Here is a 13,476-nt window from a genome sequence, read left to right on the forward strand (position 1 = left end):
GCCTTCTCCATCAAGAAGACGCGCGACGAAACGAAGACGTTCCTCCACTTTGGACACCTCTTGCCACGGCATCGACACCTCCCGAAAAAGCGGAAAGTGTTACCTATGTGTCCGGAACGGACTGTCACCTATCTCTCAGGTCGGGCAGCAGCCGAGCAGGCGGATTTCCGTCAATCGCCCTGCGCCGGTAGCCTTCAGCACCCGACCTGTCTGGCTTTCTCGATTCGCTTGGGTATTCGCCGTCTGCGATGGCGCGGAAGCGTTTCCCGCGCCGTCAGATCCAAGCGCGCGATCGGCCTCAGCGGCCCTGCCCCGCAAGACCGCCCCCTCCCCGCGTGTCGCGGCGAAAGCGCCGGCGCGGCGCGGCAACGCCCCGATCAACCGGAGCGTTTCGGTTTGCCGCTCTTGTGCTTTGAGGGCTTGCCTCGGCCCTTGTCCGGTGCCGCCGGCTTGCGGGGCGGCTTGCTGTCCGGCTTGAACTTCGGTTTTGCCGGCCTCGGCGTTGCGCGAACCTCGCCGGCCGGCGCGATCCGGATGCCCTTCTCCACGCTGCCAGGCTGCCTGATCTGGTGCGCGAAGCTGCCTGCCTTGTCGCCGGAAATCTCGAACCGGGTTTCTGTATCGTCGATCCGGATCGCGCCGACATCACGCTTCGTGACGCCACCGGCGTTGCAGATCATCGGCAGCAGGAACTTCGGATCCGCGCGATGTCTGCGCCCGAGCGAGATGGTGAACCAGACACCGCCTTCCATATCCGGGCCGCGCGGCTCGCGAGGCGACGCATGTTTTTCCGCGGAGCGGGGAACGCGAGCGGGTCCCCTGCTCTGCAAGGCTTCCGGGGGAAGCGGCAAGAGGTCTTCGGGAACGGGGTGCGCCGCCAGTTGCTGGCGAAGGAATGCCGCTGCAATGCGCTGCGGTCCGGCCCGCTCCAGCAACTCGGCGACAAACTCCGCCTCCGCCTCCTCGGGCAGCGCGGCCGAGGCGGCAGCCTCGAGGATCTGCCGGCGATAGCGCTCCTCAATCTCCGCAATGCCGGGCGCCGCACGCAGGGTCGCGGTCAGCTTTGCCAGTGCCAACACGCGCTGCGCCGCACCGCGCCGGTTTTCCGGGACGATGAGCACGCAGATGCCCTTTCGACCGGCGCGACCGGTTCGCCCGGACCGATGCAAAAGGGTCTCCGGGTTGCTCGGCAGGTCGGCGTGGACGACGAGATCGAGACTGGGAAGGTCGATGCCGCGCGCAGCGACATCGGTCGCCACACAGACGCGCGCGCGTCCGTCGCGCATGGATTGCAGCGCGTTCGACCGCTCCGATTGCGCCATCTCCCCCGATAGCGACACCACCGAGAAGCCACGATTGACGAGGCGCGCCGTCAGATGGCGCACCGCTTCACGCGTATGACAGAACACCAGGGCGCTCTTGCTGTCGGCCTCCAGCAGCGTGTTGATGATGGCGTGTTCCCGCTCGTGGCGACGCACCATCATCAACTGGTAGTCGATGTCGGCATGTTGTTCGGTGGGCGCGGTTGTCGCGACGCGCACCGCATTGGTCTGCACCCTTTTGGCCAGTTCGGCGATGCCGTGCCGTACGGTTGCCGAGAACAGCAAGGTGCGGCGCTCTCTTGGCGATGCGCCGAGGATGAATTCCAGGTCGTCGCGAAACCCGAGATCCAGCATTTCGTCGGCTTCATCGAGCACCACCGCGCGAATGGCGCTAAGGTCCAGCGCTCCGCGCGTGATGTGGTCGCGCAGGCGCCCGGGCGTGCCGACGACAAGATGCGCGCCACGGTCGAGGGCACGGCGTTCATTGCGGATATCCATGCCGCCCACGCAGGTCGCGATCCTGATTTGCGTCTCCGCGTAGACCCAGTCGAGCTCGCGTTTCACCTGAATGGCGAGCTCGCGCGTCGGAGCGATGATCAGCCCCAGCGGCGCGCCCGCCGTGTCGAAGCATGACGCGTCGCCAAGCAGGGTCGGCGCGATTGCAATGCCGAAGGCAACCGTCTTGCCCGATCCTGTCTGCGCCGAGACGAGAAGGTCGGCGTCGCCATACTCCTCGTTCGTCATCGCCAATTGAACCGGCGTCAGTTGACTGTAGCCCTTCGTCGCGAGGGCGGAAGCGAGAGCCGGATGTATGGCGGCGGTCGGGGATGCGTGGGGGGCGTCGGTTTTCGGCGTCATGGATACCATCTTAATGGGGAAGGCAGCCGAATATCATAGCGCATGCGCTTTGGGCAGCGTTAGTTTTCCAGGCTCTCCCGATTGGCCGGCTGATCCGACGCCAAAACACCTCGCCCCCGCCCCTCCGCTCGGCCAGAAGCGGTCGTTCACACGTCCAACACCACGGCGGCGACCGTGTGCGCGATGGCGACGCGGGCAGGAATCGGGACACGGTCGCTCCCGGTCTTGACCATGAGGTTCCAGGCCGCATGAAGAACTGCGGCCGTGAGGGACGAGAGCAAGCGCGAGATCGTGATCCACACCTCGCGCCTGGCGACCTTGATGTGCTGCGGTCGTGCTCGCGGAGGGGCGCGCGGCAATCCAAGGAATTTTCCACGTATCTGGCGGCGTGCGATCGCCGCGAGCCGGTCGGGTTTGTCCGGCGTGACAGTCTGTCCTGCTTATACGGTCACGGTCCGCGCGGTCGGCGTTGATGCGCGCCTGATCGCGCGTCGCATTGAACGCCATGATGCGCGTCCTGAGCGAGAGGACCGCTGGGTCGGCGACGCTGCTTTCCAGGGACACGGAGGGGTGCCTGCTGGGCACCCCTCCTGATGTGTTCGAGCCTCAGGAGATCAGAAGCTTCCGACATGGGCCGTGCATTTCACACCAAAGATGCCAGGCTCGTCGAACGCAACCGATGCGTCCTCGTTGAAGCCCACATTGATCGGCTGAACGCCGCCGTCATTCCGGGAAGACGTATGATCGAGAAAGCGGGTAACAGTCTCGAAAACATACGAATCTCTCCCTCAGAATGAGAAGCGTATGCCGGTGACAAAGGAGAGGTTGTCGATTTCTTCCCCCTCGTCCCGTGCGAAATCAGCCGTCTCGCCGAGCTTGCGCTCCCAACTGATGCCGATATATGGCGCGAACCTTCGCTCGATTTCGTAGCGGAGACGAAGCCCGAGCTCGACATCGTTGATGCCGGAGCCGATCCCCCGCTCCCGTACGCTTTGGACTGCAAGGTTGACCTCGGCCGTTGGTTGCAGGATCAGCTTCTGAGTGATCAGGAGGTCGTATTCGGCCTCGAAGCGGGCCGAAACCTCGCCTTCGTTGCTGACAAAGGCGGACGCACCGACTTCGAACCAGTAGGGCGCCAGTCCCTGCAGTGAGAAGACGCCGAACCCCCTTTCCGGGCCGGGTTCGATGTCATAGCGCACCCCCACCTGCGCATCGAAGAAATTCGAAATCCGCCGGCTGTAGAGCAACTGGAATTCTCCCTTTTCCAGTCGCCCGTCCGTCGGCTTTTCGCCCTCCGTCTTTAGCCAGGCCTTGTGGTCGTCGGTCCCGATCCATCCTTGGGCGTCCCAGTTGAAGCTACCTCCTCCGTCGTTTGCCCGGTATTCGAACTGCTCGGCCTGAAAGAAGGTGAACAGCTGACCGGGCTCTGCGGAGGCGACCGGAGCGAACAGGAAGAGAGCAGGAAGAATGCCGGTAATAAACGCGTATCTCTTTCGAGAATTGTATCGCTCGATTATCGTTTTCATCTTTCTGCCTCACGCGCTTTCAGGCTCGACGATGAAACGCGTCATCATCCCAGCTTCCATGTGATAGATCAGGTGGCAGTGAAACGGCCAATCGCCCGGCTCGTTCGCGGTCAACACCGCAGAAACGGTCTTGCCGGGAGGCACCATGACGACGTGTTTGCGCGGCTTGCGGTCGGTCTGGCCGTTCTCCAGTTCGACAAACATGCCGTGCAGGTGCATGGGGTGCGCCATCATCGTCGTGTTGACGAAGGTCAAGCGCACCCGGTCCCCATAGGCCACACGGATTGGTTCGTCCTTTCCGAAGGGACGGTCGTTCAGGGTCCATATGTACCGTTCCATGATGCCGGTCAGCCGCACTTCGATCTCGTGGTTCGGCTCACGAGTGTCCGGGTTCGGCGTCGACGCTTTCAGGTCGGCATAGTTCAAAGCCTTCCTCCCCGGCGGTGTGCCTGCATCGGCCCAGCCGGAGGGGCGGCGTTCTTCGCCCTCGCCTGCCGCCCCGGCATGGCCCATGGCGCCACCGGACATCGCACCGCCAGTCATCGAGCCGTGGTCCATCCCGGCCATCGCACCGTGATCCATGCCCCCCATCATGGCGCCGCCGGACATGGCATCGCCGGACATGGCACCGCCGGTCATCGAGCCGTGGTCCATCCCCGCCATCGAACCGTGGTCCATGCCCATGTCCGCCATGCTGAGGATCGTGCGAGGTCGCTGCTCGGGAATTGCGGCGTGCATCCCCTCACGTGGCGCCAAGGTTGCCCGCGCATAGCCCGAACGATCGGTCGGCTCTGCGAAGATCGTGAAGGCCTTGTCATCGCGTGGATGCACGATGACGTCATATGTCTCGCCGACGCCGACGCGGAACTCGTCGACACGAACCGGCTGCACGTTCTGCCCGTCGGCCGAGAACACGGTCATGGCAAGTCCCGGTATACGGACGTCGAACAAGCTCATCGCCGATGCGTTGATGAACCGCAGGCGGATACGCTCGCCAGGATTGAACAGGGCGGTCCAGTTGTCTTTCGGTCCGCGGCCGTTGATCAGGAAGGCGTATCCGGTGACGTCCGCGAGATCGGTCGGGTCCATCCGCATGCCGCCCCAGGCGAGGCGATCCTTTAAAGCGGTATTGAACCCGTCGCGGTTCGTATCTCGGAAGAAGTCGATAAGGGTCCTTTTCCCGTAGTTGTAGTAGCCGGAATCGGCCTTCAGATTGGACAGCACGCGCTTCGGGTCTTCCTGCGTGTGGTCCGATAGGACCACGACGTAGTCGCGGTCCGCCCGGACCGGCTCGCGGCCGGACGGCTCGATGACGATGGCGCCGTACATTCCCAGCTGCTCCTGCATCGCGGAGTGACTGTGGTACCAGTAGGTGCCGGCTTGACGCAGCTTGAAGCGGTACGTGTATGTCTCACCCGGCTGGATGGCGACATAGCCGTTGAAGCCGGGTGCGCCGTCCATGACGCCTTCGATGAGGAGGCCGTGCCAGTGGATGGACGTGGGCACTTTCAGACGATTGGTCGCATAGACCACGACCTCGTCGCCCTCGCGCCAGCGCATCGTCGGCGCTGGCACGGACCCTCCCATCAGGATGGCATTGCTGCCAATACCGTCGATGGCGATGCGATCTGCATCGACGTTCAGGGTGTACTCCTTCGTCGAGGACGCGAAGCTGCGGCGGCCGGGGTAGACGGCGAGGGTGCCGGCTACGCCTGCCGCTCCGGCGAGCTTGAGCACATTCCGTCGCGAGATTTCGGTAAATCGCTTTGTCATTGTGTGTTCCACCGCCATCATTTCGCGAATTTGATGGGGCCGACCATGCCGGCCTCGTAGTGACCCGGGATGTTGCAAGCGAATTCGAGCTTGGTCGGCTTCGTGAACTTCCAGGTCAATTGCCCCTTCTTGCCTGGCTCGACCAGAATGCTGTTGGGGTCGTCGTGTTTCATGTCTTCCATTTTCATGCCGCTCATCTTGGAATGGTCCATCGTCGACATGTCCTGGTTCATGCCCATCGGCGTCAGCATGCCGTTCTCCATCATCCTCGCCATTTCATCCTGATGATCGGCTTGCATGGCCGGCGTACCGATATTGAACTCGTGAAGAAGCTCGCCTTTGTTGACGAGGACAAAACGGATGATCTCACCCGGCTTCACGGTCAGGCTTTCGGGCGTAAAAAGATTGTCGCGCATGGTGATCGTCACCGTGCGCGTTGCTTGCGAGGCCTTGGCGGGCTCGCCGAACGGCAGGCCGTGACCGGGAGATGCGAAAGCGGCGTTTGAGACCGCGATAACCGTGAAGCCGGCGAGAAGAGAAATGCGGAGAAGATTCGGGAGCATTTTCGACATTTTGGGAATCCTGATTGTCACATTCATGAGAGTGTCGAGGCTGTTTGAGAACACACACCTCCAGTGGCCGTGAGAACATCTCCGGCGGCGCGACAAGCGGATTGGAAGGGAGACGGGGCGTGCGATGGCGCACTTGCGAACCTGCTGCGCCGGAACCGGCACAGACCTAAGTCAGCAGGAACGTAAGGGTCTCGAAGTCCGTAACCCGGCCGAGCAGGGCAGCCGCGCGGAGATTAAGCGCGCGCGCGGGGAGGCCGGAAAAGACCGTCCGGCGCGTTCGAGCCAGCGAACACGTCAACAGGAACGAACAGTCGCACAACAGAAAAGTCGATGACGACGGCTTCCGCAGTGGCGGCGACGACAACAGTCGGAGAGCAGGAAATGACGCAGCAGTTTCCAAAGGCCGCGTTTTTCGCGGGGTGCCCTTGGTCCTGCTGTGCAGCGCTTTCGGCACAATCCGCGGGCTGCGAGAGTCCGGCGTCACAGGAAGCCTCGATAAACGAGATCACTTCAAGCGGGCGATCATACGCTTCGGGCGCCGGCATGGTGTGGCCGACACCAATGCTTACCATGAGAAATGCAACAGCAACGAAGCCGCTGAAAAAACGCCGAAAATTGGCGCTGATGTAAAACAGATTTCTCATGATCGCTACGTAACATTCCGCTGTTTCGCGGACAATGGATTTGTTGCGGAATGCGGGCGCTGCGGCATTGTGCCGCTATGAGGGCTTGGCAATTTTCACCTGGGTCCGCGGTCAGGAGCGCTCAAAACAGGGCTCCGCCTTCTTTTGCACGCCGTTTCGCACGGGCGCGACGGCGGGAGGCGTTGCTACCCCATCCGTTGGTGCGCGACACGACGCGTTGCGGAATTCAGGCTGAAAGAGCTGGACCTTTTCCCCTCCCCAACTTTCCAGCGCTTACCTGCCGGCTTCTGCCGTCAGCGGCTCAATTCGCGGCGAGCAAAACCACGCCGGCGGTGACGGCGGCGGCGGCGAACACCCGGCTTTTCCACGGCCGCTCCCCGAAGATCAGGACGCCGATCCCTGCCGCGACCACGACGCTGACCTCGCGGACCGCGGAAACGGCGCCGAGCGGTGCCAGAAGATTTGCATAGATCACCAGCGCATAGGCGCTGACGGCGCTGACGCCGGCCAGAAGCGTGTAGGTCGCGATTGGCCGCGCCATCGGTCGCAACTGCCCCCAGCGCCGGCGGGCGACAACCGCGACCACCAGAGCCTCCGACACGAACAGCCAGCCGGTATAACCGAATGCGCTTTCCGACAGCCGCACGCCGATACCGTCGACGAGACTGTAGCTTGCGATCACCACGCCGGTGGACACCGCTGCCGCAAGCGCTGCCGGCTGCGCCGTCGGCGCGCGTCGTCCGACGAAGGACAAGAGCGCGATGCCGCCGGAGATCAACGCAATACCGGCGGCGGCCGGGAGCGACAGAAGTTCGCCGGCAAAGAGAAAGGCGCCGATGCTGACCAGCAGCGGAGAAAGGCCGCGCGCGATCGGGTAGACCTGCGATAGGTCGCCGATCCGGTAGGCCAGGAACAGCAGGATGTAATAAAGGTAGTGCAGCGCCGCCGAGGCAGCGATATAGGGCCAGCTTTCCGGCGCTGGCGCCGGCGCGACGGCGATCATTGCCGCGCCGACAATCGTATGCGCAATGGCGACGCAGGCGAGGATCAGGGCCCGGTCGCTGCCGGCCTTGACCATGGCGTTCCAGGCGGCATGAAGAACCGCGGCGGTGAGAACGAGCGCAAGCGCGAAAGAGGACACTCCTTGCGCCTCAGCAAACGGCGCGGATGGCGTCGCGCACGATGTCGAGCGCCCGGTCGAGCTCCGCGCGCGCAATCGTCAGCGGCGGTGACAGCGTCAAGACGCAGCCCTGCGAGATCTTGAAACTGAGGCCGGCGTCGAGGCAGCGGTAGTAGATCGCTTCCGCAAGATCGTTGCCCGGTGTGCGTTCCGCCCGGTCGGTGACGATTTCCACGCCGAACATCAGCCCCCTGCCCCGGATGTCGCCGACGATCGGGTTGCCCGCCAGATCCTCGTGAAGCCGTGTCATCGCATGGGCGCCGAGCTTTGCGGAGCGCTCCACAAGCCCCTCATCCTCGATGATTTCAAGCGTCGTCAGGGCCGCACGCGCGGTCACCGGGTTTTTTTCATGGGTGTAGTGGCCTATGGCATAGTCGCCTGCGACATTCAGGTCGGAATTCGCAATCACCGCGGCAATCGGCAGGATGCCGCCGCCGAGCGCCTTTCCCAGCACCAGGATATCGGGAACGACCTCGTCGTGTTCGCAGGCGAAATAGCGCCCTGTCTTGCCGAGCCCTGTCGGGATCTCGTCGAAGATGAGCAGCACGCCGCGCCGGGTACAGGCCTCGCGCACCGCCTTCCAGAAGCCCGGAGGCGGAACATAGGGAACGGCGCGCATCGGCTCGGCGATCACCGCCGCGACATCGCCCTCGCGCTCCAGCACGTAGTCGACCATCCTCGCGCAGGCGAGACCGCAGGTCTCGGGCCCGGCGTGATTGTAGGGACAGCGGTAGCAGGCGAAGGGCGCGACATGTTCTGCGCCCGGAAGCAACGGTCCGGCGATGCCGGAGCGGAACGTGTGCTCTCCGCCTACGCTCGCGGCACCGAACCCCGCTCCGTGAAACGCATCCCAGAAAGAGACCGTCTTGAACCGTCCGGTCGCGGCGCGGGCGATCTTGAGCGCGACCTCGTTGGCGTCCGATCCGCCGGTGGTGAACAGGCAGCGTGAAAGGCCGCCCGGCGCGATGCGTGCGAGCTTTTCAGCAAGCTCCACCGCGGGCTCGCAGGTGAAGCGGCGCGGCGCGAAGGGAAGCGCGTCCATCTGCGCCTTGATTGCCGCCTTCAGCCGGGGATGGCCATAGCCGATGTGATGGACGCTGTTGCCGTGAAAATCCATGAAACGACGGCCGGCCATATCCTCGATCCAGATGCCTTCGGCCCTGGCAATCGCCGACAGGCATGGCGACGACAGGCTTTGATGGAGAAACGCCTCCGCGTCGCGCTCAAGCAGCGCATCCGTGGCGTCGTGCCGGCTGGCCGCCCGCCAGGCCGCGCGCGCGGCGGAAGTGTTGGCCTCGCCTTCGGTATGCGCCCGTTTCGCAACCGCACCACTATCTGCGCTGTCGTGGTTCGCCGCCATCGCGCTATTCCCCTCGCAATCGATTCACTCAACAGAAACGGTCCTCGCGACGCCGTGACGCCGCGAGGACCGGGACCAGGCGCCAGGCGCGGCCGCTCCTCACCAGGGAAGGGAGAAGGTCTTGATGTTGGTATAGCTCTTCATCGCCTCGATCACGCCTTCCTTGTAGCCAAGGCCGCTGTCCTTGATTCCGCCGAACGGCGACATCTCGATCCGGTAGCCCGGAACCTCCCAGATGTTCACTGTGCCGACATTGAGCCCCTTCACATAGGCCGTCGCCCGGTCCATCCGGTTGGTGCAAACGCCAGACGACAGGCCGAAGGCGGTGGAGTTGGAAATCGCCATCATGTCCGCGTCGTCGCCCGGGACGCGCACGACCGGAATGACGGGTCCGAAGGTTTCCTCCAGCACCAGCTCGCTGCCGTGGCGCACGTGATCGACGACGATCGGCGGCAGCAGCGCGCCCTCGCGGCCCGGATGATAGAGCACCTTTGCCCCCTCCTCGGCCGCCTTGGCGACGCGCGCGTCGAACATTTCCGCGGCCCCGGCATGAACCACAGTGCCGAGATCGGTGTCCGGGTCCATCGGATCGCCGAAGACGATCTTGCGCGCCCGCTCCTCGATCATCTCAACCAGCCGGTCTGCGATCTTCTCCTGGGCGAGAATGCGTTTCACGGCCGTGCAGCGCTGGCCGGAATTCTTGGTCGCGCCGGCGACCGCCAGGTCGGCGGCCTTGGCCAGATCCTCTTCGCCCAGATCGTCGAGCACGATCAGCGGATCGTTGCCGCCAAGCTCCAGCACCGTGCGCTTGTAGCCGGCGGTCTCGGCGATCATCTTGCCGACCGGCACGCCGCCGGTGAAGGTCACCAGCTCGATCTCCGGATTGGTGATCATCTCCGCGCCGATATCCTTGGGCAGGCCCGTCACCACGGAGAGCATTTCCGGCGGCAGGCCCGCGTCATAGAGCACGTCGGCCAGCATCAGCGCGGTCATCGGCGTCAGTTCCGTCGGCTTGACGACAATGCAATTGTTGGTCGCAACCGCCGGTGCCACCTTGTGCGCCACCATGTTGAGCGGATGGTTGAAGGGCGTGATCGCGGAAATCGCATTGAGCGGCTCGCGGGTGGTAAAAATCTTGCGCGCCTTGCCGTGCGGGGTCAGGTCGCAGGAAAACACCTCCCCGTCGTCGATGATGCACATCTGCGCCGACAGGGTGAACACGTCATAGGCCCGTCCGACCTCGTAGAAGGCGTCCTTCTGGGAAATGCCGAGTTCGAGCGTGATCGTCTTCGCAATCTCCGCCTTGCGCTCGACCAGGAGCTCTGCGGCGCGAAACAGGATCTGCTGGCGTTCATAGCGCGTCAGCGTCGGCTTATAGGCCGCGGCGATGGCGAAGGCCTCGCGGGCATGGGCGGCCTGACCCGCCGGCACCGTGCCGATCACGGCGTCGGTATAGGGATAGCGCACCTCGATCACGCCGTCGGCGTCGACCTTGCGGCCGGCGATGCGCATCGGTTCGTGGCGCAGCGCAAGGCCGCGTTCGCTCTTGTTCATATCCGTCACTCCCTGAAGCACCCTGCGGCCCGGCCGGTTCGTCCGAGGTCACGCAAGCTGCGCGCGCACTAGAGGATCGGCTGCCTTCGCATCGTGCGTTGACGCCAAGGCAGCCCCGTGTCGCGCGGCGGCCTAGCTGGCCGCGGCCATTGCTGCGATCTGAAGGGCGTCGAAGTTGCGCAGCTCCGGCGCTGCGCCAAGGTCCGACACCACCCGGTTGACAATGAAAGGCACCGCCTGCTCGGTCAGACCGCCATGGCTGCGCAAGGGTTCCTTGAGCGCCGACAGGTCGTGGCGCGACGCGCTGGTGCCGAGCGTCTTGTTCTCCGACGAGATCAGCACCAGATCGCCGATCCGGTCCGCAGGCAGTTCGAACCGCCGGCAGGCCTCGTCCCGGTCGACCACGAGATCGATGCCCTCGATCGCCGACAGCCGCGCGATCAGGTCGGCGACATCCGCGCCTTCGGGCAGATAGGTGGTGGCGAAGGAGCCGAGCGCGCCGTGATGCACCACGTAAGGATCGGTGATCGGCAGGATCACCCGCGCCGCGTCCTTGCCCAGCCAGTCGTCGAACAGGTCCTGCAGATAGATCACGTCCGGTTTGCCGTCGGCCGTGTGCTTCGGCTTCATGCCGTGGTCGGCGGTGACGACGATGGCGGCACCCATCGCGTCCAGCTCGGTCAAATAGCGGTCGAACATCTCGTAGAAGGCGTTGGCCTGCGGCTCGCCCGGCGCATATTTGTGCTGCACGTAGTCGGTCGTGGTCAGATACATCACGTCCGGCTTGAACTCGGCGAGAAGCTTGACGCCGGCGGCAAAGACGAACTCGGAGAGTTCCGCCGAATAGACTTCCGGAACCTCACGTCCGAGCCACGCGCTGGCATTGTCGATGCCGTGCTCGGCCTTGGTCGTGGTGTCGGATTTTTCCGAGGAAAAGCAGATCGCGCGGCCTTCGTCGAAGGCCAGGCCATGGCCCAGCAGCGCGCGCAGCTTGTCCTTTGCGGTCACCACCGCGACCCGGCAGCCGGCATCGTAGAAGCCCTTGAACACCGTCGGCGCGCGGAGGAACCGCGGGTCGTTCATCATCACCTCTTCGCCCGTGTCCGGATCGAACAGATAATTGCCGCAGATGCCGTGCACCGCAGGCGGACGGCCGGTCGCGATCGACAGATTGTTCGGGTTGGTGAAGCTCGGGATGACGGAATGGGCTGTGCGCACGGTTCCGGTCTCGCGGATGCGCTTCAGCGTCGGCATCAGGCCGGCGTCGATGGCCGCATCCAGATAGGCCGGCTCGCAACCGTCGAGACAAATGGCGATCGCCGGCACATTCGGGCGCGGATAGGCGCGGTCGTTGACCTGGATGGGGAATTTTGACATCTGGTTCATGGAAACGCTTGTGCTTTCTTGTGATTGGGAGATCTGGGATCAGGCGACGAGCTTGGTGCGCTCTTCCAGCGCGATGCGCGGCGGCACGGCGCTCTTGACGCCTATTTCCTCAAGGCTTTCGGCGACGGCCGCCACCACCCGGCGCATCACGTCCGGGTCCATCCGGCCGATGCAGCCGACGCGGAAACTGTCCACCACCGTCAGCTTGCCCGGATAGATGACGAAGCCCTTGGCCTTCATCCTTGCGTAGAAGTCCTGGAAGCCGAAGGCGGGATCATCGGGATTGAAGAAGGTGACGATGATCGGCGACAGCCAACGGTCCTTGAGCAGCGTCTCGAACCCGAGCTCGCGCATCCCGGAAACGAGCGTGTCGCGGTTGGCGGTGTAGCGGGCGAGCCGCGCGGCGACGCCGCCTTCCTCGCGATGCTGGCGCAGCGCCTCCACGAAGGCGGCGACCACATGGGTCGGCGGCGTATAGCGCCACTGGCCGGTCTTTTCCATATGCGCCCACTGGGCATGCACGTCGAGACTGAGCGACTGGCTGACGCCCTTGGCCGCCTCGAGCGCCGACTTGCGCGCAATGATGAAGCCGAAGCCCGGAACGCCCTCGATGCATTTGTTGGCCGAGGAGACCATTGCCTCGAAGGCGATCTCGCCGACTTCCAGCGGCACGGCGCCGAAGGCGCTCATGCTGTCGACCAGGAGCTTGCGGCCGTGCGCGGCGACCGTGTCGGCAATTTCCTTCAGCGGATTGAGAATGCCCGAACTGGTCTCGCAATGAACGATGACGACGTGGGTGATCGCCGGGTCCTGCTGCAATGCCTTTGCGACCTCCTCGCCGCGCGGCGGCAGATAGTCGCCCTTGTCGATCTCGGCGAAATCCCGTCCCAGATACTGGAGCGTCTGGACGATCCGCTTGCCATAGGCGCCATTGCTCAGGACCAGCGCCTTGCCGTCGCGCGGCAGGAAGCTGCCGAGCATGGCCTCGACCGAAAAGGTACCGCTGCCCTGCATCGGCACACAGTCGTAGTCCGCGCCGCCGGGGCCGATCAGAGACAGAAGCTCTTTGCGCATCTGCGCCGTCATGGCGCGGAAATCGTCGTCCCAGGACCCCCAGTCGCGCAGCATCGCCTTCTTCACCTCATGCGAAGTGGTCAAGGGCCCGGGTGTCAGGAGATAGGGTTCTCCGCACAGCGGAGCAGGCATCGCGGCCGGCGTGTAATCGGTCGACATGGAACAAAGCCTCCAGGCAAGAAAGTCGGCCAGAACGGGAAACCGCAGCCCTGCCCCGTTACCGGCGG

10 protein-coding genes are annotated in these 13,476 nt (G+C 64.0%); all 10 read right to left on the reverse strand.

Annotated elements, in window-relative coordinates:
* Positions 1-377 precede the first annotated feature (377 nt).
* A complete protein-coding gene (locus LC092_RS00005) occupies positions 378-2,180 on the reverse strand; it encodes a DEAD/DEAH box helicase (RefSeq protein ID WP_224803787.1) in 1,803 nt (600 codons plus the stop codon).
* A 788-nt stretch (positions 2,181-2,968) separates the two neighbouring features.
* A complete protein-coding gene (locus tag LC092_RS00010; protein WP_224803789.1) occupies positions 2,969-3,706 on the reverse strand; it encodes a copper resistance protein B in 738 nt (245 codons plus the stop codon).
* 9 nt (positions 3,707-3,715) lie between these two features.
* Entirely contained in the window at positions 3,716-5,479 is a 1,764-nt protein-coding gene (locus LC092_RS00015) for a copper resistance system multicopper oxidase (protein ID WP_224803791.1), read from the reverse strand.
* 17 nt (positions 5,480-5,496) lie between these two features.
* Positions 5,497-6,051, reverse strand: a complete 555-nt coding sequence (locus tag LC092_RS00020) for a cupredoxin domain-containing protein (protein WP_224803793.1) — start codon at positions 6,049-6,051, stop codon at positions 5,497-5,499.
* A gap of 233 nt (positions 6,052-6,284) precedes the next feature.
* Complete coding sequence (locus LC092_RS00025) at positions 6,285-6,695, reverse strand: hypothetical protein (RefSeq protein ID WP_224803795.1); 411 nt, start codon at positions 6,693-6,695, stop codon at positions 6,285-6,287.
* Positions 6,696-6,996: 301 nt separating this feature from the next.
* Positions 6,997-7,836 carry an EamA family transporter gene (locus LC092_RS00030; RefSeq protein ID WP_224803797.1) on the reverse strand — a complete coding sequence of 280 codons (840 nt, stop codon included), beginning with the start codon at positions 7,834-7,836 and terminating at the stop codon, positions 6,997-6,999.
* Positions 7,837-7,846: 10 nt separating this feature from the next.
* Positions 7,847-9,235 (reverse strand): aspartate aminotransferase family protein, encoded by a 1,389-nt coding sequence (locus tag LC092_RS00035; protein ID WP_224803800.1) that lies wholly within the window; start codon positions 9,233-9,235, stop codon positions 7,847-7,849.
* Between the two features lie 99 nt (positions 9,236-9,334).
* Entirely contained in the window at positions 9,335-10,789 is a 1,455-nt protein-coding gene (gene phnY, locus LC092_RS00040; protein ID WP_224803802.1) for a phosphonoacetaldehyde dehydrogenase, read from the reverse strand.
* Between the two features lie 132 nt (positions 10,790-10,921).
* On the reverse strand, positions 10,922-12,175 hold the full coding sequence (gene phnA / locus LC092_RS00045) for a phosphonoacetate hydrolase (RefSeq protein WP_224803804.1): 1,254 nt from the start codon (positions 12,173-12,175) through the stop codon (positions 10,922-10,924).
* Positions 12,176-12,214: 39 nt separating this feature from the next.
* Entirely contained in the window at positions 12,215-13,408 is a 1,194-nt protein-coding gene (locus LC092_RS00050; RefSeq protein ID WP_224803806.1) for a 2-aminoethylphosphonate--pyruvate transaminase, read from the reverse strand.
* Between the last annotated feature and the right edge of the window lie 68 nt (positions 13,409-13,476).

It is taken from the genome of Stappia stellulata (assembly GCF_020176715.1).
Lineage (GTDB): Bacteria > Pseudomonadota > Alphaproteobacteria > Rhizobiales > Stappiaceae > Stappia.